Consider the following 23,028-nt stretch of genomic DNA (forward strand, 5'->3'; position numbering starts at 1 on the left):
CGCCTCCGGTCGGTTCTTTCGTGCCTGTCGCGCCTGCGGTGTTAAGCGGGGCCCCCGCCTCTACCGGAGGCGTTAAGAAGGGGCCCCTCCTTACAGCGTCTGCACGGTGGCGATGCGCTCCTCGAGCTGCTCGATCGTCGCCTGCGCGCTGGGCGGGCCGCCGCAGAGCCGGCGCAGCTCGGCGTGGATCTTGCCGTGCGGCTGGCCGGTGCGGTGGTGCCGGGCGGCCACCAGCGCGTTCAGTTGCCGCCGGAGCGCCACCCGGCGCTGGGCCGCACTCAGCGGAGGGGGCGCCGCCACCGACGCGGCAGCGGCCGGCTCAGCGGTCCGCTGGGCCACCCGGCGCTTCTGCGCGGCGAGCTGGTCGGCCTGCCGCTTGGTCAGCAGCAGGGAGACCTGGTCGGCGGTGAGCAGGCCGGGCAGCCCGAGGTATTCCTCCTCCTCCGGCGTGCCGGCCTGGGCGGCGGTGCCGAACGACGCGCCGTCGAAGATCACCTGGTCCAGCTCGGCGGTGGCGGAGAGCGCGGCGAACCGCTTCTCCAGCTCGCCGCTGGCGCCGTCGTCGCGCTGGGCACGCTCCAGCAGGTCGTCGTCGAAGCCCTCGCGGTCCTTGGGCTTGCCGAGCACGTGGTCCCGCTCGATCTCCATCTCGCTGGCCAGCCCGAGCAGGTGCGGCACGCTGGGCAGGAACACCGAGGCGGTCTCGCCGGGGCGGCGGGCCCGGACGAACCGGCCGATCGCCTGCGCGAAGTAGAGCGCGGTGCTGGCGCTGGTCGCGTAGACCCCGACGGCCAGCCGGGGGATGTCCACGCCCTCGGACACCATCCGCACCGCGACCAGCCAGCGCTGCTCGGACGCCGCGAACGTCGCGATCCGCGCGGACGCGCCCTGGTCGTCGGAGAGCACCACGGCGGCCTTCTCGCCGGTCACCTGCTCCAGCAGCTTCGCGTACGCACGGGCCACCTGCTGGTCGCTGGCGATGACCAGGCCACCCGCGTCGGGCATGCCGTTGGCCCGCAGCACACTCAACCGGGCGTCGGCGGCGCGCAGCACCTGCGGCATCCAGTCGCCGGCCGGGTCCAGCGCGGTGCGCCACGCCTGCGCGATCAGGTCCTGCGTCATCGGCTCGCCCAACCGGGCGGCCAGCTCGTCGCCGGCGTTGGTGCGCCAGCGGGTCTCCCCGGAGTAGGCCAGGAACAGCACCGGCCGGACCACGCCGTCGCGCAGCGCGTCGGCGTAGCCGTAGACCGAGTCGGCGCGGGAGCGCAGCAGCCCGTCGCCGCCGCGTTCGTAGCTGATGAACGGGATCGGGTTGTCGTCGGAGCGGAACGGCGTGCCGGTCAGCATCAGCCGGCGGACGGCGGGCTCGAACGCCGCCTTGACGCCGTCGCCCCAGGTGCGGGCGTCGCCGGCGTGGTGGATCTCGTCGAGGACGACGAGCGTGCGCCGGGTCATCGTGCGCCGCCGGTGCACCTGCGGCGCCATGCCGACCTGGGCGTAGGTGACCACCGCGCCGTGGAAGTCGGCGGCGGAGTGCAGGTCGGCGTTGCGGAACGCGGCGTCGAGCTGGATGCCGACCCGGGCCGCCGCCTGCGCCCACTGGGTCTTCAGGTGCTCCGTGGGCGCGACCACGGTGACCGCCTCGACGGTGCCGTCGGCGAGCAGCTCGGCGGCGATCCGCAGGGCGAACGTGGTCTTCCCGGCGCCGGGCGTGGCGACCGCGGTGAAGTCCTCGGCGCGGCGGCGCAGGTATTCCACCATCGCCTTGCGCTGCCAGGAACGCAGGGGCGGGAACGTGTCGAGCGCCGGCAACCGCGGTGGCACGCGTGCTCCTCTCCCCATGAAAAGACCCTCGCGCATCCGGTGCCGCGAAGGCCGACCCAGCATAACCAGCGGGGGCGTGCCGCCCCACCCGACGCCACGCCTGTCACATCCGCCCACCCCGCTGCGGGACGGGTCAGGACCACTCTCCCCGAGCGCCGGTGCGCGGCGGGCGCAGCGTCGCCACCGGGGCGGACCAGCGCCGGCGCAGCGAGATCAGGCGCAGCCCGAAGACGAAGACCGCGGCGCCGGTCAGCGGCACGGTGGTGGCCCGCCAGTAGGTCGACAGCAGCGTCACCGCGATCGAGCCGGCGAGCGCCGCCACGGCGTAGATCTCCCGGCGCAGCACCACCGGGATCTCGCCGGTCAGCAGGTCCCGCCCGAGTCCGCCGCCGATCGCGGTGAGCATGCCGATCATGCAGGCGCCGACCGCCGGCACGTGCGCGTCGAGCGCCTTGAGCGTGCCGGTGACGGTGAACAGCGCCAGCCCGGCCGCGTCGAGCACCAGCACCGTGGTGCGCAGCCGGGCGAGTTGGGGGTGCAACCGGAACACCGCGGCGGCGGTGACGGCGGCGGTGACCGCGTACCGCCAGTCGGCGAACGCCAGTGGGGGAACCTCGTCGATGACCAGGTCGCGGAAGATGCCGCCGCCGAGGGCGGCGACCACGCCGACGAAGACCACCCCGAACAGGTCGAGCCGTTTGGCGACCGCCGCGGAGGCGCCGGAGGCGGCGAAGACCGCCACGCCGGTCAGGTCGGCGAGGAGCAGGGCGGTGGAGGTGGTCACCGCCGCAGGTTACGTGGGCGGGCGGCGGAGCCGCCCGCGATCACTCGCCCCAGGACTCGTAGATCTCCTTGCACTTGGGGCAGACCGGGGAGCCGGGCTTCGCGGCCTTGGTCACCGGGAAGGTCTCCCCGCACAGCGCGATGACGTAGGTGCCCATGACCGCGCTCTCGGCGATCTTGTCCTTGCGCACGTAGTGGAACATCTCGGGGCCGGTGTCGGCCTCCTTCTGCTCCGGGCGTTCGAGAATCTCAGTGCTCATGTTCCACCTCCGGCTTTCCAGTTTCGCAGGCCGGCCGGGTCGGGTCCACCACAGCCCTCCCGGCGGGCGGCCCGTAACGTAACGGAAGTGACCAACTTTCGCATCAGCCTCGGTGGTGAGGTGGCCGACGCCCTGCGGGACGGCCGCCCGGTCGTGGCGCTGGAGAGCACGATCGTCTCGCACGGGCTCCCCCGACCGGACAACCTGCGCGTGGCGCGGCAGATCGAGCAGGCGGTCCGGGACGCGGGCGCGGTGCCGGCCACCATCGGCATGGTCGCCGGCGAGCTGCGGGTGGGGCTGGACGACGCCCAGCTGACCCGGCTCGCCACGGTGGACGACGTGAGCAAGCTCTCGGTCCGCGACCTGGCCCCGGCGGCGGCCTGCGGCGCGGACGGGGCCACCACGGTCGCGGCCACCAGCGCGGTCGCGGCGGCGGCCGGCATTCCGGTGTTCGCCACCGGCGGGCTCGGCGGGGTGCACCGGGAGGCGGCGCAGACGTTCGACGAGTCGGCCGACCTGGTCACGCTGGCCCGTACCCCGATCGCGGTGGTCTGCGCCGGGGTGAAGTCGATCCTCGACGTGGGCGCCACGCTGGAGCGGTTGGAGACGCTGGGGGTGAGCGTGGTCGGCTACCGCACCCGCCGGTTCCCCGGGTTCTATCTCACCGACGCCGGTTTCGACCTGGACTGGTCGGTGGACTCGCCGGAGCGGGTGGCCGACGTGCTGGCCGCCCGGGCCGCGCAGGGCGTGCACCGGGGCGGGTTGATCGTGGCCAACCCGCTGCCCGTCGACGAGCAGCTCGACCCGGCGCTGCACGACCGCACCCTCGCCGACGGGTTGGCCGCGCTGGCCCGCGAGGGCGTCACCGGCAAGGCGGTGACCCCGTTCCTGCTGGCCCACTTCCACGCCGCCACCGAGGGCGCCAGCCTGGCGGTGAACGTCCGGATCATCCTGCGCAACGCCGACCTGGCGGCACGGATCGCGGTCGCCGCCGCGGCCCGGCCCACCACGGCATGAGCGAACGCACCGAGCGGAGCGAGGGCCGTGAGGGCATGCCCAGCCAGCACCGCATGAGCGAACGCACCGAGCGGAGCGAGGGCCGTGAGGGCATGCCCAGCCAGCACCGCATGAGCGAACGCACCGAGCGGAGCGAGGGCCGTGAGGGCATGCCCAGCCAGCACCGCATGAGCGGGGCTCCGCGCATCGTCGTCGTCGGTGACGTGATCACCGACGTGGTGGCCATGCTGTCCGGGCCGCTCGCGACCGGCTCGGACACCGCGGCCGGCATCCGGTTCAGCGGCGGCGGGCAGGCGGCCAACACCGCGGCCTGGCTGGCCGGGCAGGGCGCGGGCGTGACTCTGGTGGCCGCCGTGGGCGACGACGAGACGGGCCGGGAGCGGGTCGCCGAGCTGACCCGGCTCGGCGTGGACTGTGCCGTGGAGCGGCACGAGGGCTACCCGACCGGCACGGTGATCGTGCTCACCCACGACGGGGAACGCACCATGGTCAGCCAGCGCGGTGCGAACCTGCGGCTGACCGCCCGCCACGTGGACGCCGCGCTGGCCGCCGCGCCCGACGCCGGGCACCTGCACCTGTCCGCGTACACCCTGTTGGACGTCGGGTCGCGCGGCGCGGGCCTGCGCGCGCTGGCCGTCGCCCGCGAGCGCGGGCTGACCGTCAGCGTCGACGCGGCCTCCGCGGCGCCGTTGCGGCGCGTCGGCGGGGCGTTCCTGACCTGGGTACGCGACGTCGACCTGCTGCTCGTCAACACCGACGAGGCGACGGTGCTGGCCGGCGGCCTGGACCCGGCGGCGCAGGCCCGGGCGCTGACCTCGGTGGCGCACCGGGTGGTGGTCAAGCGCGGCGCGGCCGGGGCGGTCTGGGCGGAGCGCGGCGGCCGGGTGGAGGCCGCGCCGGCACCCGGGGTGGCCGTGGTCGACGTCACCGGCGCGGGGGACGCGTTCGCCGCCGGCCTGCTCACCGCGTGGCTGGCCGGCGCCTCGCCGGGCGCGGCGCTGGCCCGGGCCGGCGACCTGGGCGCGCTGGCGGTGACCACGGTGGGTGCCCGCCCGGGCGCTTGACCCGACCCCCGACGACGGCGCGCGGCCGACCGACGCGCCGACGACGATGCGCGGCCGGTGACGGCGGGTCACTGCCGCAGCGGGGGGCGGGCGTGTCGCGCCGAACACGGGGCTTCGCTGTTGAGCGGTATACCTCTCGGTCATATTTATGACTCAGAGGTATACCGCTGCGTTCCGGTATCTCCTTCGGCGGGCGTCACCGAGCGTGGCCCGGCTCAGGGTTCGGCGTCGATCACCTTGTGCGGGCGCTCCTCGGCGGAGAGCGCCATCGGCGGGGTCTCGTCGCGGCCGCGGGCCTGGAACCGGTTGGCCAGGCGGTGCTCCTCCTTGGGCGGGCGGTCGTTCGCCAGCAGCACCGCGAGCCACGGGATGAGCACCATGCCGAGCGCGCACAGCGACAGCCAGAGCCACAGCAGCGGGGCCTGGACGCCGACCAGGACCGCGCCCACGACCAGGCAGGCGACCCGGATGCCCATCATCAGCACGTAGCGCTTCTGCCGGCTGTTGAGCTGGTCGTCCTGGCTGCGTGGGGCATCGGTGATCAGGATCGGCTTGTAGGCCTGATGCTTCACCACGGACCTCCTACGAGGGGATACGGCCCATCCTGTCACTCCGTGCCGACGATCGGCGACAATCGGGCGACGTGTTACGGGCGTGGTACGCTGCGCTGGTGGCCAACCGGTTCAGCTTCACCGACGAGGCGCTGGCGAACCTGCGGGTCTACGACGTCACACCCGGGGAAGTCTGGGAGGCCCTGCACAGCAACCGCCGGGTCATCCGGCACCTCGGCGACGACGTGATAATGGTCTACGCCACCGACCACCGCGGCCGGCGCCTGGCCGTGCTGCTGGCCGAGGCCGACGGCACCGACAACGACTGGGACATCCTCTCCGCCCGTGAGCTGAGCGACGTCGAGGCCAAGCGCTACGACGAGGCGGTGCGGAGGTCACGCCGACGAGGAGGCGGTCACGATGCACCGTGACGAGGCGACCAAGCGGTTCCACGGCGGCGGCGACGCGTTCGCCGACCTGATCGACGAGACGTCGCCGGCGCAACTGCCCACCCCCGACACCGACGTGCCGATGGTCAGCCGGTCGGTCCGGCTCCCGCTGGAAACCTACGAACGGGTCCGGGCCGCCGCCGACGCGCGGGGCATCGGAGTGACCACGCTGATGCGGCAGTGGATCGAGGCCGGCCTGGCCGACCTGGACGACTCGGCCACGGTCTCGCTGGCCGACGTGCGCCGCGCGCTGGCCTCGCTGTCCCGCCCGACCGCCGCCTGAGCGCTCAGGCTTCGGGGCCGGCCTCGCCGAGCGCCTCCCGCCCGACCGGCGACGCGGAGGGCTCCGGTGGCGCGCCCTGGGCCCGCCGCGCGTCGGCGAGCGCGACGAGCGCCAGCACGCCGGCCACCACACCGAGCGCCAGCACCGCCGGCCCGGTCGTCAGCACCGGCGCGACCAGCACCAGCAACCCCAGGCCGACCAGCCGGGAGCGGGACACCCGGCCGAAGATCTCGTACTCGAAGCGGGACCGGGCGGCCAGGAACAGCGCCGGGCCGCCCACCACGAAGATCAGCCAGCGCGGGTCGGCGTTCTCGTACGGGTGGGCGATGACCAGCTCGTAGCCGACCGCGGCGGTGAGCACGCCGAGCACCATGAACAGGTGGGTCTGCGCGGCCGACTCGGCCAGCCGCCCCGGCGTGCCGGCCCGCCGCAGCGCCTCCGCGAGCAGGTGTCCGGCCCGGTGGAAGTAGAGCCGCCAGAGCAGCGCGGTGACACCGAACGCGAGTGCGAACGCGGCGGCCGACCGGCCGGAGAACCGCTCCCCGCTGTAGGACACGCCGATCACCAGGATCGACTCGCCCAGCGCGATGAGGAAGATCTGCTGGTAGCGCTCGGCCAGGTGCTCCCCGGCGAGCAGCCAGCTCCGGATGCGGGACGCCCCGATCCGGGGCAGCGGCCAGCCCAGGAAGGCGCCCAGATAGTCGGCCGCCAGCGCCGCCACCCAGAGCGGCAGGCGCAGGCCGGGCACCAGCGCGCCGACCAGCCAGAGCGGGGCGGTCGCCATGGCCCAGCCGGTCAGCCGCACCGGCACCATCCGCCGCGGATGCCCGCGCAACGCCACCACCAGGACCAGCGGACGGCCGACCATGATCACCACATACGCGAGCGCGAACGCCAGCGACCGCTCCTCCAGCGCGCGGGGCAACGTCACCCCGAGCACCAGGCTGCCGAACATGACGCCGACCACGACCGCCTGGATGACCACCCGCTCCGGCTCGTACCGGCTGGTCACCCAGGTGGTGATCGTCCAGACGTGCCAGAGCACCAGGAAGAGCAGCAGCGTCCGGAGGACGCCGGCCGTCATGCGCCCGCCGTCGACGTCGGCCACCAGGCGCTGGGACACCCGGGTCAGCGCGAAGACGAAGACCAGGTCGAAGAAGAGCTCCAGGAACGTGGCGCGCTCGGCGCTGGACGTGGTGCGCAGCAGCGCCCCGCCCCGCTGCCCGCTCACCCCTTCGCGGCCTTCGCTTCCGCCTTCATCCGCTGCTTGAACTCGCGCACCCGGCGCAGGGACTCGGGGTCGGTCACGTCGGCCACCGACCGGTACGCGTCCGCGTCGCCGTAGGCGCCGGCCGCCTCGCGCCAACCCGGTGGGGTGACCCCGAACCGTTTGCCGAGCAGCGCGACGAAGATCTGTGCCTTCTGCCGGCCGAAGCCGGGCAGCTCACCGACCCGGCGCAGCAGCTCACCGCCGTCGGCCGCGTCGGACCAGAGCCGGGCCGGGTCGCCGTCGTAGCGGTCCACCAGCGCCCGGCAGACCTCCTGCGTCCGGGCCGCCATCGCCTTCGGGAAGCGGTGCAGCGCCGGCGGCCGGGCGAACAGCTCCACCAACGCCTCCGGGTCGTAGCCGGCCAGCTCACGGGCGTCCGGCTCGTGGCCGAGCCGCTGCGCCAGCACGTGCGGTGAGGAGAACGCCTTCTCCATCGGCACCTGCTGGTCCAGCACCATGCCGAGCAGCAGCGCCAGCGGGCTGCGCGCCAACAGCTCGTTGGCCTGCGGGTCGATGGGCAGGGAGAGCGTCATGCCCCCATCCTGCCGTCCCGGGCGCCGGTCGGGCCGCCGACTCCCCGACGCGCACGACGCGGCCCGGTGGACCCCGCGCGGGTCCACCGGGCCGCGTGACCCGCGACGCGGGTCAGTTCACCACGAAGAGCAGCCGGTTCGGCGAGCCCGAACCCGGGTTGGTCACCTTGCCGGTGGTGGCGTTGCTGGTCAGGTAGCTGGCCACCTGCGCCGGGCTGTAGGACGGGTTGGCCGACAGCACCAGCGCCGCCGCGCCGGCCACGTGCGGCGAGGCCATCGAGGTGCCGCTGATCGTGTTGGTCGCGGTGTCGCTGGTACGCCACGCCGACGTGATCGACGAGCCGGGCGCGAAGATGTCCACGCAGGAGCCGTAGTTCGAGTACGAGGCACGCGCGTCGGTGCTGGTGGTGGCGCCCACCGTGATCGCCGAGGCGACCCGGGCCGGCGAGGAGTTGCAGGCGTTGGCGCTGGAGTTGCCGGCGGCCAGCGCGTACGTGATGCCCGAGCTGATCGAGTTGGCCACCGCGTTGTCCAGCGTGGTGCTGGCGCCGCCGCCGAGGCTCATGTTCGCCACGGCCGGCTTGACCGCGTTCGAGGTGACCCAGTTGACGCCGTTGACCACGCCGGCGGTGGAACCGCTGCCGGAGCAGTTGAGCACCTTCACCGCGATCAACCGCACACCCTTGGCCACGCCGTAGGTGCTGCCGCCGACCGTGCCGGCGACGTGCGTGCCGTGGCCGTTGCAGTCGGTGTTGTTGGTGTCCACCGTGTTGGTGCCCCAGGTGGCCCGGCCGCCGAACTGGCTGTGGGTGGTCCGGATGCCGGTGTCGATGATGTAGGCGCGCACGTTGGTGGCGGTGTTCGGGTAGGTGAACGTGCTGTTGAGCGGCAGGTTGCGCTGGTCGATCCGGTCCAGGCCCCAGGTGGCGCCGGTCTGGGTGCCCTGCACGGTCACCCGACGGTCCTGCTCGACGTACGCGACGGCCGGGTCGGCGGCCAGCCGGCGCGCCTGTCCGGCGCTCATCTTCGCGTTGTAGCCGGTGAGCGCGGCGCTCCACACCGCGCCGACGCTGCCGCCGTAGCGCTTGGCCAGGCCGGCGGCCCGGTCCGGCACCGCGGTGCGGGCGGTACGGCTGTTCGCGGCGCCGACCGCGTCACCCTTGAGCACGACCAGGTAGCTGCCGCTGACGGCGTCGGCGGCGCCGGCGTACCGGATCTGGCCGGTGGGCACGGCGAGGGCCGGGGTGGCGGCGGCGGCGGTGAGGGCCGCGGCGGCGGCCGTGACGGCGAGCGCGCGCAGCGCGCGGCGCCGGGGGACGGACACGTCGGGCATCGTCTGGCTCCCTACCGGGCGGGCCGGTTCGTGGCCGGCGGGCCGCCCATCGACGGATGTTGGCAGGAATGCTAACCACACATCGACACTCATCGAAAGAGATAGTTGCCGGGTAATACCGTCCGCGCGCCGGATCCGGCGGGTGCGCACCGCGTCGGACGGCGGTCGAGGCAGGATGGCCCCGTGGACCGTGACGACATGCTGCTCTCCCCCGCCGGGGTCGAGGCGCTGCGCACCGCGCTGACGCTCGCCGACTTCACCGCCAACGGCATCGCCGGGCGGCTCGGCTCGCAGGCCACCGGCGGGGTCGCCCGCAACGACTACCGGGCCGCGCTACGCGCCACCGAGGACCGCGACCGGCTGGGCACCCTGATCCGGGTGTTCATCTGCGACCGGACCGAGCCGGAGCCGGTGGTGGCCGTCGCGCTGGCCCCGCTGGGCGTGGACGAGGCGCTCGCCGGGGGCATCGTCGAGCGGCACGGCGACGGCCTACGCGCCGGCGTCGACCTGGAACCCTACGGAGACGACTGGTGGGTGCTCGCCGACGTGCCGGCCAGCGCCCGGCCCGGCCGGCCGTTGCACGCCGAACACGTGCTCGGCATCGGCGGGGCCACCCAGACGCTGATCGGCGCCGCCGTGCGCCGCCCGGTGGAGACCGCGCTGGACCTCGGAACCGGCTCCGGGGTGCAGGCTCTGCACCTGGGCACCCACGCCCGCCGGGTCACCGCCACCGACGTCTCCGAACGTGCGCTGCGCTTCGCCGCCACCACCGCCGCGCTCAACGGACAGGACTGGGAGCTGCTCCGCGGCGACCTGGTCGCCCCGGTCGCCGGGCGCCGCTTCGACCTGGTGGTCAGCAACCCGCCGTTCGTGGTCGGCCCCGGCACCACCACGCACGTCTACCGCGACTCCGGGCGGGTCGGCGACGCGATCGGCGCCGAACTGGCCGCCGCCGCGCCGCACCTGCTCACCGACGGCGGCACCATGCAGTACCTGGCGAACTGGGTGCACGTCACCGGCGAGGACTGGGCCGAGCGGGTCACCGGCTGGTTCGCCGGCACCGGGCTGGACGCCTGGGTGATCCAGCGCGAGGTGGCCGACCCGATGGCGTACGTGAATCTCTGGCTCACCGACGTCGGGGAGAGCGCCGACCCGCACCGGATGGAGGCGTGGCTGGACTGGTTCGACGGGCACAAGGTCGAGGCGGTCGGGTTCGGCATCGTGTCGCTGCGCCGCGCCGGGCACGACGACCCGATCGTCCGGGTCGAGGACCTGCGCCAGCGGGTGGAGCCGCCGCTCGGCGACCGGATCGGCGAGTGGTTCGACCGGCAGGACTGGCTGCGCGCCCGGGACACCGACGCGCTGCTCGCCGCCCGCTACCGGGCCGCCGACGGGCTGCAACTGCGCCAGGAGGCCACCATGGGCGACGACGGCTGGGCGGTGGACCGGCAGGTCCTGGCCATGCCCCGCGGGCTGCGCTGGTCCGAGGAGATCGACCCGCTGGTGCTCGCCCTGATCGGCGGCGCGGACGGCCGGCTGCCGCTGCGCGACCAGCTCGCCCTGCTCGCCGCCGCGCACGACGTGCCGCCCGGCGAGCTGGCCGAGGCGGCCGGCCCGATCGTGGCGCACCTGGTCGAACGCGGCCTCGTCGAGCCGGTGGTCGACTGATGCGGGCGGTGGTGCAGACCGTCGGCCGGGCCTCGGTGACCGTCGACGGCGCGGTGGTGGGCGAGATCGCCGACGGGCTGCTGGTGCTGCTCGGCGTCACCCACACCGACACTCCGCGGGTGGCCGCCACCATGGCCCGCAAGCTGCACGAGCTGCGCATCCTGGACGGCGAGCGCAGCGCCGCCGACGCCGGGGCGCCACTGCTCGTGGTCAGCCAGTTCACGCTCTACGGCGACGCCCGCAAGGGCCGGCGGCCGAGCTGGACCGCCGCCGCCCCGGCGGAGGTGGCGGAACCTCTGGTGGAGGCCGTGGTCGAGGAGCTGCGAGCCCGGGGTGCGAAGGTGGAAACCGGCCGCTTCCGCACCCACATGCTGGTGGAGAGCGTCAACGTCGGCCCCCGCACCCTCCTGCTGGACCTCTGACCGACCGGTCGGTCAGAAGAACAGGCCGCGACGGGACAGCGACTGGCGCAGCCAGCCGTCGAGCTGGGGGGCGAAGTCGGTGCGATCGGCGGTGGCATGGTCCACGGTGAACCGGCCGAACGCGTCCCGGCCCTCGGTGAACAGGCCGCCCCGCTTGTCCATCTCCAGCACCACCTGCACCTGGTGCGGGTCGGTGACGAAGGTGACCTCGAGCTGGTTCATGGCCCGGGCGTACTGCGGCGCCGGGTAGAACTCGATCTCCTGGTAGAACGGCAACTGCTGGCGTACGCCATAGATGTGCCCCCGCTCGACGTCGGCGCGGGCGAACCGGAAGCCCAGCCGCAGCAGCGCCTCCAGCAGCCGCTCCTGGGCCGGCAGCGGGTGCACCGCGACCGCGTCCAGGTCGGTGGAGTCGACCGCCCGGGCCACCTCCAGCTCGGTGCGCAGCCCCATGGTCATGCCGTGCAGGTGCTGGCCGTAGAGGTCGGTGAGCGGCGTCTCCCAGGGGACCTGGAAGCGGAACGGCACGTCGTGGCGCTGCCCCGGGTCCAGCCGGAACGCGCCGGTCACCCGGACCTGGCCGAACTCCTGGTTGGTGTCGTACTCCGAGTCGCCGCTCTCCACCTCGACCCGGGTGACCAGGCCGAGCGAGACGTAGCTCACATCCGTCGGGTGGTCGCCGCCGGCCACCTGGATCCGGCCCTCCAGCAGGCCACCGGGGCGACAGTTCGGGTTGGTCAGAACCGTCTCCACCGACGGCCCGCCCACACCCATCGCCTGCATGAGCCGCTTGAAGACCACGTGTGCTCCGATCGCCTGTACGGCCGGCCCGGCCGGCCGGTCCGCTGGCACGGTAACCAACTCCGGCAAGCGACGACCGGAGTTCGACCCGGATTCGTGTCGGGTCCCCGATCGCCTCACCCCCGTCTCACGCCCCGACCGCCAAGCTGGTTGTCACCGGCCCACCACGCCGGTCGGCGCGGGGGCCGGTACGGCTCGTAGGACACGGGGAGAGACAGAGATGACCCAGCAGATGATCGAGCACCAGGACATGGACGTCACCCTCACGGACCTGGACGCCACCGACGAGCGCGGCGTCTCCACCGATCTGGTCCGGGCGTACCTGAACGGCATCGGCCGCACCAAGCTGCTCACCGCGGCGCAGGAGGTCGAGCTGAGCCGGCGGATCGAGGCCGGCCTCTTCGCCGACGAGAAGTTGGCCACCTGCACCCCGGTCTCCGCCGAGCTGCGCGGGGACCTGGCGCTGGTCGCGGCCGAGGGCCGCGCCGCCAAGGACCACCTGCTGGAGGCGAACCTGCGGCTCGTGGTGAGCATCGCCAAGCGCTACACCGGGCGGGGCATGGCCTTCCTCGACCTGATCCAGGAGGGCAACCTCGGCCTGATCCGCGCCGTCGAGAAGTTCGACTACACCAAGGGCTACAAGTTCTCCACCTACGCCACCTGGTGGATCCGCCAGGCCATCACCCGCGCCATGGCCGACCAGGCCCGCACCATCCGCATCCCGGTGCACATGGTCGAGCAGGTCAACCGGATGGTCCGGGTGCGCCGCGAGCTGTCGGTGACGCTCGGCCGCGAGCCCACCGTCAGCGAGGTGGCCACCGCGCTGGAGGTCCCGGAGTACCAGGTGATCGAGCTGATCTCCTACGACCGGGAGCCGGTGAGCCTGGACCAGGCGGTCGGCGAGGACGGCGAGAGCGCGCTCGGCGACTTCGTCGCCGCCGTCGACCCGCGCACCGAGCCCGGCGACGCCGCCGCCAACGGCGAGCTGCGCAACGAGGTACGCATCGTGCTGGCCACGCTCTCGCAGCGGGAGCAGGCGGTGATCCGGCTGCGCTTCGGCCTGGACGACGGCCGGCAGCGCACCCTCGACGAGGTGGGCCGCGAGTTCGGGCTGTCCCGGGAGCGGATCCGGCAGATCGAGAAGGTCACGCTGCTCAAGCTGCGCGACCCGGAGCGGGCGAACCGGCTGGAGGCGTACGCCTGCTGACCCCACGCGCCACGCGACAGGCCCCGGCGGTTCGCCGGGGCCTGTCGCGCTTGAACCGGCGCCCCGGCCCGGCCAGGCTGAGGCGGTGAACTGGACCCTGGAAGTGGTGATCGTGCCCGTCTCCGACGTGGACCGGGCGAAGGAGTTCTATGCCGAGCGGGTCGGCTTCGCCGTCGACCACGACACCGACCTGGGCGGGGTGGGACGGATCGTGCAACTCACGCCCCCGGGCTCGGGATGCTCGATCGTGCTGGGCCGGGGCGTGGTGCCGGAGATGCCGCCGGGCTCGCTCAAGGGCCTGCAACTGGTCGTGGCCGACCTGGCGCAGGCGCGCGCGGAGCTGATCCAGCGGGGCGTGCAGGTCAGCGAGATCCAGGTGGTCGGGCGGAACCCGCGCCCGGTGTCGCACCCGCTGGACAACGTCGGCTTCGTGTTCTTCGCCGACCCCGACGGCAACGAGTGGAGCGTGCAGCAGATCTCCGCCCGCGCGTGAGCCCCGGCGTTAACAGGGGCCCCCTCCTATACCGCAGGCGTTAACAGGGGGCCCGGCCTTACAACCTCCGGGGGCCCGTGTCGGGGCGCGGCGCCTCGGCGCCGGTGCGGACGGTGGCGTGCAGCACCGAGATGCCGTCCGGGCGGGCCAGCACCGGGTTGAGCGTGAGCGACCGCACCCGGGGCTGCTCGTCGGCCAGCCGGCCCACCCGCAGCAGCAGGTCGACCAGCGCCGCCCGGTCCACCGGGGCGGCGCCCCGGTGCCCGCGCAGCAGCGGCGCGGCGCGCGGCTCGTCGACCAACTCGGCGGCGTCCCGGTCGGTCAACGGCAGCGCCCGCCACGCCCGGTCACCGAGCAGCTCGGTCGCCACGCCACCCAGCCCGAACCCGACCACCGGCCCGAACGCCGGATCCTCCACCAGCTCCACCACGCACGCCACGCCGGGCGCGACCATCGGCTGCACCAGCACCTGGGCGCCGAACACCGGAGCCGTCTCGGCGTACGCGCGGCGCAGCGCGTCGGCGTCGCCCAGGTCGAGCCGGACCGCGCCCAGGTCGAGGCGGTGCCGCAACCCCGGGTCGGCCGCCTTCAGCGCCACCGGCCAACCGAGCCGCTCCCCCGCCGCCAGCACCTCGTCGACCGAGCCGGCCGGCGCCGACTCCACCACGTCGATCCCGTACGCGCCGAGCAGCGCCGCCGGCTCCGCCCCGTCGGGGCCCAGCGCGGCCTGCCCCGCCGACCGGTCGACCCGGGTCAGCTCGGGCGGCACGCCGGGCGGCCGGCGCAGCCAGTCCGCGTACCGGGTGACCCGGGCCAGCGCCCGCACCGCCTCCTCCACGCTCGGATAGGCCGGCACCCCGGCGGGCACCCGGCCGGCGAGGAACGTCGCCACCACCGGCTTGCCGGTGGCCCGCGCGTCGGGCAGCGCCGCCGCGAAGTCGGCCTCCGGGTCGGTGAGCTGGCCGGGCAGCGGCGGGGCGAACACCGCCACCACGGCGTCCACCCGGTCGTCGGCGGCCGCGGCGGCGAGCGCGGCGGCGTACGCGGCGGCGCCGCCGGTCGGCCCGACGTCGTGCGGGTAGCCGACGGCGACGACCAGGCCCTGCCCGGCGCCCGCGGTCGCGGCCAACCCGGTCAGCGCCGACGAGTTGCCGACCACGGCGACCCGCCACCCGGCCGGCAGCGGCTGGTGGGCCAGCAGCACGCCCACGTCGAGCAGTTCGGACACGGTGTCCACCCGGATCACGCCGGACTGGGCGAACAACGCGCTGACCGCGGCGGCGTCCAGCGCCGGCGCCTCGCCCACGCCCGGCGGCCGGGCCAGCGACGCCAATGCCACCACCGGCTTGCTCCGGCCGATCCGCCGCGCCAGCCGGGCGAACTTGCGCGGGTTGCCGAACGTCTCCAGGTAGAGCGTGATCACCTCGGTGGCCGGATCGTCCTGCCAGTATTGCAGCAGGTCGTTGCCGGAAACGTCGGCCCGGTTGCCGGCCGACACGAAGCTGGAGAGGCCGAGCCCGCGCCGGGACGCCTCGGCCAGCAGCGCCACCCCGAACGCGCCGGACTGGCTGAACACGCCGACCCGGCCCGGCGCCGGCAGCGCGGGGGCGAGCGTGGCGTTGAGGCGTACCGCCGGGTCGGTGTTGGCGACGCCGAGACAGTTCGGGCCGACCACCCGCATGCCGGCCAGGTGCGCGGCACGGACCAGCGCGCGCTGCGCCGCCGCGCCGGCCGGGCCGGACTCGGCGAACCCGGCCGAGACCACCACCAGCCCGTGCGCGCCGGCCCGGGCCGCGTCGTCGACCACAGCGGTCACCGTCTCCGGCGCGACCGCCACCACCGCCAGGTCGACGTCGCGGCCGGCGTCGACCGCCGACGGGTACGCCGGTAGCCCGGCCACCGTCGCCGCGCTCGGATGCACCGGCACGATCGCGCCGGTGAACCCGCCGTCGCGCAGGTGCCCGAGCAGCGCCGCGCCGACGCCCTGGCCGGTGGTGCTGGCACCGTAGACGGCGATGCCGCGCGGGGCGAGCAACCGGGCGATCGACCGCGCCTCGGTGCGGTGCTCCCGGCCGCGCTGCACCGCAAGCGTCGCCTCGGTGGCCGCGATCGGGAAGCTCAGGTGCACCACGCCGTCGGCGTACTGGCGCTGGACCTGGTAGCCGAAGTCGGCGAAGACCCGCAGCATCGTCCCGTTGGCCGGGAGCACCTCGGCGACGAAGTGCGCGATCCCGTGCCGGCCGGCCGCGTCCGCCAGGTGTTCCAGCAGCACCGAGCCGATCCCCCGGCCCTGGTAGGCGTCCTCCACCACGAACGCCACCTCGGCCTCCGGCGAGGCGGGACCGAGCCGCTCGTACCTGCCGACCGCGACGATCCGCTCGCCGGCCAGCACCACGAACGCCTCCCGGTCGCGGTGGTCGACGGTGACGAAGCGCTTCAGGTCGCGCTCCGGGATGCGCGGGTAGGGCGAGAAGTAGCGCAGATATCGGGTGCGCTCGGAGAAGCGGGCGTGCATCGCCACGATCGCCGCCGCGTCGTCCGGGCGGATCTGTCGCAACTGGACCGTGGTGCCGTCGCTGAGCAGCACGTCCACCGGTTGCTCGACGGTGGTCACGGGATCAGTCGCGGGGATCGTGCGGGTCGAGGCCGAGCAACGGGAAGACCGCCTTGCGGGTGGCCGCCACCGCCCGGTCCACCGCGTTCGGCTCGCCGCTGGGCTGCCACGGCTGGTAGGACGGGTCGACGTCGTCGGTCATCCGCAGCGGGACGTCGTGGCCCGGCCGCCGGCGCGCGGCCAGCTCCCGCCAGCCCGGCGGGGTGAGCGTGGCCGGGTCGATCGGGCCGCCGGTGGCCACCGCGAGCAGGTGCGTCCAGGCCCGGGGCACCACCTCGACCAGCGCGTACCCGCCGCCGCCGGTGGCCACCCAGCGGCCGTCGCACAGCTCGTCGGCGAGCGCCCGCAGCGCCCGGTAGGTGGCCCGCTGCCCGTCCACGGACAGGTGCAGGTCGGCCAGCGGGTCGGCGCGGTGCCCGTCCGCCCCGCACTGGGTGACGAGGATCTGCGGGCGGAACGCGCGCAACACCGACGGCACCACCGCGTGGAACGCCCGCTGCCAGCCCGCGTCGCCGACCCCCGGCGGCAGCGGCAGGTTGACCGCGCTGCCCTCCGCGCCCGGCCCACCGGTCTCGTCCGGGAAACCGGTGCCGGGGAAGAGCGCGAGCGGGGTCTCGTGCAGGCTGACCGTGAGCACCCGCGGGTCGCGGTAGAAGACCTCCTGCACCCCGTCGCCGTGGTGCACGTCCACGTCCACGTACGCGATCCGCTCCGCGCCCAGGTCGAGCAGGCGGGCGATGGCCACCGCCGGGTCGTTGTAGACGCAGAAGCCGGCGGCCCGGGCCGGCATGGCGTGGTGCAGGCCACCGGCCACGTTGACCGCGCGCCGGGCCTCGCCCCGCCACACCGCCTCGGCGGCGGCCACGGTGGCGCCGGCGATCAGCGCGCTGGACTCGTGCATCCCGTCGAAGACCGGATTGTCCGAGGTGCCCAGCCCGAAGCCGGCGAAGAGCGGATCGCGCGGGGCGGCGCGGACCGCGTCCAGGTAGGCCGGATCGTGCACCCGGGTCAGCAGCGCGTCGTCCGCCGGCTCCGGCTTGACCAGGCGCACCCCGGGCCGGTCGAGCACCCCCAACTCGCGGGCGAGCGCCATGGTCAGCTCCACCCGCACCGGATCGAGGGGATGGTCCCCCATGTCGTAGGCGAGGAGGGCGGGATCCCACACCACCACCGTGTCGTCGGCCATGCGGCCATCGTCGCACGCGGGTCGGGGCACGCCCACCAGCCGCGCGCTCAACGGTCGGCGGCGTCGCCGGTCGCCACCGGACGGTCCGGGTCGGCCACCCACTCGCTCCACGAGCCGACGTAGAGGGCGGCGTCGGGTCGGCCGGCCAGGTGCAACGCCAGCACCGCCTGCGCGGCGGTCACCCCGGAGCCGCAGTATGCCCCGACCGGCGCGTCCGGACGCACTCCGGCCTCGGCGAAGCGCGCGCGCAACGCCTCGGCGGCGGGGAACCGGCCCTGCGTCACGTACCCCGGGGCGGGCAGGTTGACCGCGCCGGGGACGTGCCCGGCGACCGGGTCGACCGGCTCGGTCTCGCCCCGGTAGCGCGGCGCGGCCCGCACGTCGAGCAGCACCCCGGCGTCGGCGGCGGCGAGCCGGGCGGCCCGCGCGGCGTCGAGCACCGGAAGCGCACCCGGGGCGACCGTCACGTCGCCGGGCGCCGGCGCGGGCGCGGCGGTGTCCACCGGCAGCCCGGCGGCGGTCCACGCCGGGTAGCCGCCGTGCAGCACCCGCACCGCCCGGTGCCCCGCCCAGCGCAAGGTCCACCAGGCCCGGGCGGCGGACATGCCGTCACCGCCGTCGTACACCACCACCGGGTGACCGGCGCGGACCCCGGCGGCCCGCAGCGCGGCCTGCAACGTGGCCGGGTCGGGCAGCGGGTGCCGCCCGGCGCCGCCGGGCGGCCCGCACAGCTCGGTGTCCAGGTCGACGAAGACGGCGCCGGGCAGGTGACCGGCGGTGTAGTCGTCGCGGCCGGGCGGGCCGGCGAGCCGCCAGCGGACATCGAGCAGCACGGGCGGATCGGCGCGGTCGAGCTCGGCGGCGAGCCGATCCGGCTCGACCAGCAGCTCTGCGGTTCCGGACATGCGGTCCAGTCAACACCATCCGGGCAGCGACCTCCGGGTTCGCCTACGGCGGCCGGTCGGTCGTTACGGGTAGCATCGGACGCCGGGAGGCCGCTGACGTGAAGCATGACCTGGTCGACACGACCGAGATGTACCTGCGCACCATCCTCGAGCTGGAGGAGGAAGGTGTGCCGCCGCTGCGCGCCCGCATCGCCGAGCGGCTGCGGCAGAGCGGTCCGACCGTCAGCCAGACCGTCGCCCGGATGGAGCGGGACGGCCTGCTCACCGTCGAGGGCGACCGGCACCTGACCCTCACCGCGCTGGGCCGCAACACCGCCGTCTCGGTGATGCGTAAGCACCGGCTGGCCGAGCTGCTGCTGGTCAACGTGATCGGGATGCCCTACGAGGAGGCCCACGAGGAGGCCTGCCGCTGGGAGCACGTGATGAGCGACGCGGTCGAGAAGCGGGTCTACGACCTGCTCAACCGCCCGTCGCGGTCGCCCTACGGCAACCCGATCCCGGGCCTGGAGGAGCTGGGCGACCCGGGCCAGCACCCGGCCGAGACCGTCGAGGGCGAGCGCAACCTGGCCTTCCCGGGCCTCTCCGGCCCGGTGGTGGTGCGGCGGATCTGCGAGAGCGTGCAGACCGACGCCGACGTGCTCCGGCAACTGCACGCGGCGGGCGTCGACCCGGGTGCGACCGTCACGGTGGCGCAGGAGCGCGACGGCGTCTCCATCGACCGCTCCGGCGACCGGGTGCGGCTGCCCCGCGAGGTCGCCTCACGCGTCTTCGTCGCGGCCCGCTGACCTCCCGGTCCGGGGCTCACAACCTGCGGGTGTCGATCACCTTGGCCAGGGCGACCAGCTTGGCGGTCGCCTTCTCCGCCTCCGCCGAGGCGGTGCCGGGCGGGGTGGCCCAGCGGAGACTCGCCAGCCGGTCCTCCCCGGCCAGCCAGCCCACCTCGGCGACCGGGCCGGCCTTCCCGGTCTTCGACACCGTGCGCCGGTAGGCGATCTTCCCGAGCTTGGTGACCTTGGCCGCGCCGCGCGGCTGCACGTCGGCGGTGAAGGTGGCCGCGTCGATCGACGTGTCGGTCACCGAGAGCGTCAGCTCCGGCAGCGCCGCCGCCTGGGCGCGGACCACGCAGGTGTGCGTGTCGCCCCGGTCCGTGGCGGCGGCCACGTCGAACGTGCCGCCGGTGTGCGCGGCGATCACCGCGAAGTCGAGCAGCCGGCAGGCCCCGCCGGAGGAGGCGGCGGCGACCTCGGCCGGCGGCGGCGCGGCCGGCACCTCGACCTCCGAGGCGTCCTCGGCGCAGCCGGTGGCGAGCAGGACGGCCGAAAGTGCCAGCCAGGTACGGGCGCGCACGGGGAGACCTCCGCGATCGGCGGCGGGCGGGTGGCCCGCCGGAGTTCCGTCGGACACCGTACGGCGCGCGCGACGGGGACGGAAGGCCCTAATCGGCCACGTACGGACAGTGCCGGCATCCTCGCCCGCAGCAGGTGCCGCGTCGGGCCAGGAACCCGGCGCTGAGCACGAACAGTCCGGTCTCCGGGTCGAGGTAGCCGGCCTCCCCGGCGGCCAGCGCGGCGGCGTGCGCGGCCAGGATCCGCTCCCGCGCCGGGTGACCCGGCGGCAGGCGCGACGGGTGCGGCTCGGTCAGCGGCCGGTCCGCCAGCTCGTCACTCACCGCTGGAGTGTAAGGAGGGGCCCCTTCTTAACGTTTTCCGCATCGGCGGGGGCCCCTGTTAACACCTCTCAACCGTGGCACGCGTACGCCTCGCCGATCGCCGCGCGGTCGACCCCGGCGGCGAGCAGCACCCGCAGCAGCACCTTCGCCTTGTACGGGTCGAGCAGCCCGCCGTCGACCAGCCCACGCCGCCGCAGGTCCCGCTCCGAGCCGACCGCGCCGTAGGTGTCCCGCAGCACCGACCCGGCCCCGGTCCGCGACGTGAGCACCACCGGCATCCGTCCGGCCAGCTCACCCAGCGCCGGGGCGAACGCCGGCGGCACGTGCCCCACCCCGAACCCGGCCACCACCAGCCCGTCGAGGCCGGCGGCCAGCGCGTCGAGCAGGGAGACGTCGTCGTCGAGGGTGACCGTGTGCAGCGCCACCCGGGTGGCGGCCAGCCGGTCGCGGTCCACCGCCGGCAGCGGCGCGCGTCGGGGCGGCCGGGCCAGCACCCGTACCCGCCCCTCGATCACCTGCCCCAGCGGCCCGGCGTTCGGCGAGGTGAACGTGGCCGTACTCGTGCTGTGCGTCTTGCGGACGAACCGCGCGGCGTGGATCTCGTCGTTGAGCACGGCGAGCACGCCGAGGTCGCGAGCGGCCGGCGCGGCCGCGACCCGGGCCGCCGCGAGCAGGTTGGCCGGCCCGTCCGGGCCGGCCAACGTCGGGTTGCGCATCGCGCCGGTGAAGACCAGCGGCGTCGCGTGCGGCCAGACCAGGTCGGCCAGCCACGCGGTCTCCTCCAGCGTGTCGGTGCCCTGGGTGACCACCACGCCGGTCGCCCCGCCGGCGACCGCCTCGGCCGCCGCGTCCACCAGGTCGAGGACCTGCCGGTACGCGAGCGCGGCGCTGGGCACCGCCGCCACGTCGCGCACGTCGAGCGGGATCTCGGCGAGCCCGGGTACGGCGGCGGTGAGGTCGGCGCCGGTGAGCCGGGTGACCACTCCCCCGGCACCGGCGCCAGCCATCGCGATGGTCCCGCCGAGGGTGAACAGGGCGATGGTCACGCTGGTTGCCTCCCGTGGCGCCGGCTCTCCGGGAGGGAGACTACGACCGGACGGGGGGGGTGCCGTGAACCGGTCCGCGCCGACCGGGCATGAACGGATGTGACCAAGATGCACCGGGCCGATGCCCGCGAGCGGGGGCAGCCCGTGGTCGTGCCGCCCGACGAGCCGCCGGACGACGACCTGATCGGCCTGTCCATTGCCGAACCGGAGCGCTTCGCGCCGTTGTTCGACCGGCACGCCGCCGCCGTGCACCGCTATCTCGCCCGCCGGATCGGCCAGCCGGCCGACGATCTGCTGGCCGAGACGTTCCTGGTCGCGTTCCGCCAGCGGGCCGGCTACCGGCCCGACGTCGGGGTGCGGCCGTGGCTGTTCGGGATCGCGACCAACCTGCTGCGCCGGCACCTGCGCTCGGAGGAACGCCGCTATCGGGCGTTGGCCCGGCTCGCCGCCGCCGAGCCGACGCCGCCGGTGGAGGAGGAGGCGATCGACCGGCTGGACGCCCGCGCCCTGCGCCGGGACCTGGCCTCGGCGCTCGCCGCGTTGCATCGCCGTGACCGGGACGTCCTGCTGCTCACCGCCTGGGCGGGCCTGTCGTACGAGCAGATCGCGGCGGTGCTCGACGTTCCGGTCGGCACCGTCCGGTCCCGCCTGCACCGGGCTCGCCGGCTGACCCGTCTAGCGCTCACCATGGAGGAGCCGACATGAACGAGATCACGCTGCTGCGGACGCACGGGCCGGGCGGCCCGGAAGCATCCGTGGAGGTGCTGACCCGCGCGCGGCAGCGCCTCCTCGACGAGTTCGGCGCTGCGCCGGCGCGCCACACTCCACGGCGACGGACCCTCCTGGTGGCGGCGGCGACGGTGGCGGTCGCGGCGGGCGTCGGGCTCGCGGCGCGCCCGACCGACCGCCCGGCGGCGCCGATCACGCTGGTGGCCGTGGCCGTGCCCGAATTCCCGCTGACGCTGCGGTCCCGGCCAGCGGCCCTGCAACCGCCCCGGTACAGCTACGAGCCGGGCCGCTTTCTCGCCGTGTTCCTGTCCGACGGTGGCGCCGACGACGTCTGGCTCTGCGTTCGGGACGACCGCCCGGATCGCCACACGCGGACGTCCCGGCAGGTGACCGTGGCCGGCCACCCCGCCGAGCTGGCCGAGGACGACAACCCCGGCGGGCCACGGCAATTCACCGTGACGTGGGAGCAGACGTCGGGTCGGTGGGTGTCGCTGACCGGCCACGGCCGGTTCGCCCAGGACGGCGCGCTGCTCCGGCTGGCCGGGGACGTCGTCGACGACCCGCAGCCGGTGCCCCTGCGGGTGCGGCTCGCGCCCCGCGGCTGGCGGGTCGCCGCTTTCAAGGACGACACCATCCTCACCCTGCAAGGCGACTCCCCCGGCGACACGCTCGCCGTGCAGGTGGTGGCCGGCCGCGACCCGGACCTGCGGCATCACGTGATGGGAGCGGTCGAGGAACGGCCGGTCACGGTCGGCGGGCGGGACGCCCGGTTGGTCCGCGCGGACGAGATGTGGTTCCTGCAGACCGAGGTGTCGGGCGGAGCGGTGGTCAACCTGCAGGCGCCGTTGCGGCTCACCGTGGAGCAGGTGATCGCGATCGCCGAGCAGGTGTCGGTGACACCGCGCCGACGCTGACGGACCG

Annotated in this window: 25 protein-coding genes; 11 read left to right on the plus strand and 14 right to left on the minus strand. The window is 74.8% G+C overall.

The window, feature by feature from the left end; genetic code table 11:
- Positions 1 to 90 precede the first annotated feature (90 nt).
- The 3 genes from O7618_RS16670 to O7618_RS16680 all read right to left on the minus strand — a co-directional run bounded on the left by O7618_RS16670 (position 91) and on the right by O7618_RS16680 (position 2,867).
- The gene (locus O7618_RS16670; protein ID WP_278107013.1) at positions 91 to 1,824 is read right to left on the minus strand and encodes a DEAD/DEAH box helicase; all 1,734 of its coding nucleotides are present in this window, start codon (positions 1,822 to 1,824) and stop codon (positions 91 to 93) included.
- Positions 1,825 to 1,957: 133 nt separating this feature from the next.
- Complete coding sequence (locus O7618_RS16675) at positions 1,958 to 2,608, minus strand: TRIC cation channel family protein (RefSeq protein WP_278107014.1); 651 nt, start codon at positions 2,606 to 2,608, stop codon at positions 1,958 to 1,960.
- A gap of 40 nt (positions 2,609 to 2,648) precedes the next feature.
- Entirely contained in the window at positions 2,649 to 2,867 is a 219-nt protein-coding gene (locus O7618_RS16680; RefSeq protein ID WP_107159174.1) for a DUF3039 domain-containing protein, read from the minus strand.
- Positions 2,868 to 2,954: 87 nt separating this feature from the next.
- On the opposite strand from O7618_RS16680, the gene O7618_RS16685 reads away from it, so the two are divergent.
- Together O7618_RS16685 and O7618_RS16690 are read left to right on the plus strand one after the other, a co-directional pair.
- The gene (locus O7618_RS16685) at positions 2,955 to 3,884 is read left to right on the plus strand and encodes a pseudouridine-5'-phosphate glycosidase (RefSeq protein ID WP_278107015.1); all 930 of its coding nucleotides are present in this window, start codon (positions 2,955 to 2,957) and stop codon (positions 3,882 to 3,884) included.
- A 167-nt stretch (positions 3,885 to 4,051) separates the two neighbouring features.
- The gene (locus tag O7618_RS16690; RefSeq protein ID WP_278110038.1) at positions 4,052 to 4,948 is read left to right on the plus strand and encodes a sugar kinase; all 897 of its coding nucleotides are present in this window, start codon (positions 4,052 to 4,054) and stop codon (positions 4,946 to 4,948) included.
- 215 nt (positions 4,949 to 5,163) lie between these two features.
- On the opposite strand, the gene O7618_RS16695 is transcribed toward O7618_RS16690, so the two are convergent.
- Positions 5,164 to 5,520 (minus strand): DUF3099 domain-containing protein, encoded by a 357-nt coding sequence (locus tag O7618_RS16695; RefSeq protein WP_278110039.1) that lies wholly within the window; start codon positions 5,518 to 5,520, stop codon positions 5,164 to 5,166.
- 98 nt (positions 5,521 to 5,618) lie between these two features.
- On the opposite strand from O7618_RS16695, the gene O7618_RS16700 reads away from it, so the two are divergent.
- The gene (locus tag O7618_RS16700; RefSeq protein ID WP_278107016.1) at positions 5,619 to 5,930 is read left to right on the plus strand and encodes a hypothetical protein; all 312 of its coding nucleotides are present in this window, start codon (positions 5,619 to 5,621) and stop codon (positions 5,928 to 5,930) included.
- Complete coding sequence (locus tag O7618_RS16705; RefSeq protein ID WP_278107017.1) at positions 5,920 to 6,231, plus strand: hypothetical protein; 312 nt, start codon at positions 5,920 to 5,922, stop codon at positions 6,229 to 6,231. Before O7618_RS16700 ends, O7618_RS16705 begins: the two co-directional genes overlap by 11 nt.
- Positions 6,232 to 6,235: 4 nt before the next feature.
- Here O7618_RS16705 and O7618_RS16710 read toward each other — a convergent pair whose 3' ends face one another.
- From O7618_RS16710 to O7618_RS16720, 3 genes are all read right to left on the minus strand, one after another.
- Positions 6,236 to 7,462 carry a low temperature requirement protein A gene (locus O7618_RS16710; RefSeq protein WP_278107018.1) on the minus strand — a complete coding sequence of 409 codons (1,227 nt, stop codon included), beginning with the start codon at positions 7,460 to 7,462 and terminating at the stop codon, positions 6,236 to 6,238.
- Positions 7,459 to 8,034 (minus strand): HhH-GPD-type base excision DNA repair protein, encoded by a 576-nt coding sequence (locus O7618_RS16715; RefSeq protein WP_278107019.1) that lies wholly within the window; start codon positions 8,032 to 8,034, stop codon positions 7,459 to 7,461. The genes O7618_RS16710 and O7618_RS16715 overlap by 4 nt, the downstream gene beginning before the upstream one ends.
- A gap of 112 nt (positions 8,035 to 8,146) precedes the next feature.
- Positions 8,147 to 9,367: a S8 family peptidase gene (locus O7618_RS16720; RefSeq protein ID WP_278107020.1), complete on the minus strand. Its 1,221-nt coding sequence runs from the start codon at positions 9,365 to 9,367 to the stop codon at positions 8,147 to 8,149.
- A gap of 183 nt (positions 9,368 to 9,550) precedes the next feature.
- Between O7618_RS16720 and O7618_RS16725 the strand changes: the two genes are divergently transcribed.
- Together O7618_RS16725 and dtd are read left to right on the plus strand one after the other, a co-directional pair.
- A complete protein-coding gene (locus O7618_RS16725; protein ID WP_278107022.1) occupies positions 9,551 to 11,035 on the plus strand; it encodes a methyltransferase in 1,485 nt (494 codons plus the stop codon).
- Complete coding sequence (gene dtd, locus O7618_RS16730; RefSeq protein WP_278107023.1) at positions 11,035 to 11,457, plus strand: D-aminoacyl-tRNA deacylase; 423 nt, start codon at positions 11,035 to 11,037, stop codon at positions 11,455 to 11,457. Before O7618_RS16725 ends, dtd begins: the two co-directional genes overlap by 1 nt.
- A 12-nt stretch (positions 11,458 to 11,469) precedes the next feature.
- Here the strand turns inward: dtd and O7618_RS16735 are convergent, their stop codons facing one another.
- A complete protein-coding gene (locus tag O7618_RS16735; protein ID WP_278110040.1) occupies positions 11,470 to 12,258 on the minus strand; it encodes a sporulation protein in 789 nt (262 codons plus the stop codon).
- A 220-nt stretch (positions 12,259 to 12,478) separates the two neighbouring features.
- On the opposite strand from O7618_RS16735, the gene sigB reads away from it, so the two are divergent.
- Complete coding sequence (gene sigB / locus O7618_RS16740; protein ID WP_278107024.1) at positions 12,479 to 13,465, plus strand: RNA polymerase sigma factor SigB; 987 nt, start codon at positions 12,479 to 12,481, stop codon at positions 13,463 to 13,465.
- Between the two features lie 85 nt (positions 13,466 to 13,550).
- The gene (locus O7618_RS16745) at positions 13,551 to 13,958 is read left to right on the plus strand and encodes a VOC family protein (RefSeq protein ID WP_278107025.1); all 408 of its coding nucleotides are present in this window, start codon (positions 13,551 to 13,553) and stop codon (positions 13,956 to 13,958) included.
- Positions 13,959 to 14,016: 58 nt separating this feature from the next.
- Here O7618_RS16745 and O7618_RS16750 read toward each other — a convergent pair whose 3' ends face one another.
- Genes O7618_RS16750 through O7618_RS16760 form a run of 3 tightly spaced genes read right to left on the minus strand, consistent with a single transcriptional unit; the run spans position 14,017 to position 18,663 of the window.
- Complete coding sequence (locus O7618_RS16750) at positions 14,017 to 16,572, minus strand: bifunctional GNAT family N-acetyltransferase/acetate--CoA ligase family protein (protein WP_278107026.1); 2,556 nt, start codon at positions 16,570 to 16,572, stop codon at positions 14,017 to 14,019.
- A 4-nt stretch (positions 16,573 to 16,576) separates the two neighbouring features.
- Complete coding sequence (locus tag O7618_RS16755) at positions 16,577 to 17,758, minus strand: acetoin utilization protein AcuC (protein WP_278107027.1); 1,182 nt, start codon at positions 17,756 to 17,758, stop codon at positions 16,577 to 16,579.
- 47 nt (positions 17,759 to 17,805) lie between these two features.
- Complete coding sequence (locus O7618_RS16760) at positions 17,806 to 18,663, minus strand: sulfurtransferase (RefSeq protein ID WP_278107028.1); 858 nt, start codon at positions 18,661 to 18,663, stop codon at positions 17,806 to 17,808.
- A 98-nt stretch (positions 18,664 to 18,761) separates the two neighbouring features.
- Here O7618_RS16760 and O7618_RS16765 point away from each other — a divergent pair, with 98 nt between their 5' ends.
- On the plus strand, positions 18,762 to 19,448 hold the full coding sequence (locus O7618_RS16765) for a metal-dependent transcriptional regulator (RefSeq protein WP_278107029.1): 687 nt from the start codon (positions 18,762 to 18,764) through the stop codon (positions 19,446 to 19,448).
- A 16-nt stretch (positions 19,449 to 19,464) separates the two neighbouring features.
- On the opposite strand, the gene O7618_RS16770 is transcribed toward O7618_RS16765, so the two are convergent.
- From O7618_RS16770 to O7618_RS16780, 3 genes are all read right to left on the minus strand, one after another.
- Positions 19,465 to 20,010 (minus strand): hypothetical protein, encoded by a 546-nt coding sequence (locus O7618_RS16770; protein WP_278107030.1) that lies wholly within the window; start codon positions 20,008 to 20,010, stop codon positions 19,465 to 19,467.
- Positions 20,011 to 20,098: 88 nt separating this feature from the next.
- Positions 20,099 to 20,332: a DUF5522 domain-containing protein gene (locus O7618_RS16775; protein ID WP_278107031.1), complete on the minus strand. Its 234-nt coding sequence runs from the start codon at positions 20,330 to 20,332 to the stop codon at positions 20,099 to 20,101.
- A gap of 68 nt (positions 20,333 to 20,400) precedes the next feature.
- Complete coding sequence (locus O7618_RS16780; RefSeq protein WP_278107032.1) at positions 20,401 to 21,378, minus strand: asparaginase; 978 nt, start codon at positions 21,376 to 21,378, stop codon at positions 20,401 to 20,403.
- Between the two features lie 108 nt (positions 21,379 to 21,486).
- Between O7618_RS16780 and O7618_RS16785 the strand changes: the two genes are divergently transcribed.
- Positions 21,487 to 22,083 carry an RNA polymerase sigma factor gene (locus O7618_RS16785; protein WP_278107033.1) on the plus strand — a complete coding sequence of 199 codons (597 nt, stop codon included), beginning with the start codon at positions 21,487 to 21,489 and terminating at the stop codon, positions 22,081 to 22,083.
- The gene (locus O7618_RS16790; RefSeq protein WP_278107035.1) at positions 22,080 to 23,021 is read left to right on the plus strand and encodes a hypothetical protein; all 942 of its coding nucleotides are present in this window, start codon (positions 22,080 to 22,082) and stop codon (positions 23,019 to 23,021) included. The genes O7618_RS16785 and O7618_RS16790 overlap by 4 nt, the downstream gene beginning before the upstream one ends.
- The last annotated feature ends 7 nt before the right edge of the window (positions 23,022 to 23,028 follow it).

This window comes from Micromonospora sp. WMMD980 (assembly GCF_029626035.1).
In the GTDB taxonomy this organism is placed as follows: domain Bacteria; phylum Actinomycetota; class Actinomycetes; order Mycobacteriales; family Micromonosporaceae; genus Micromonospora.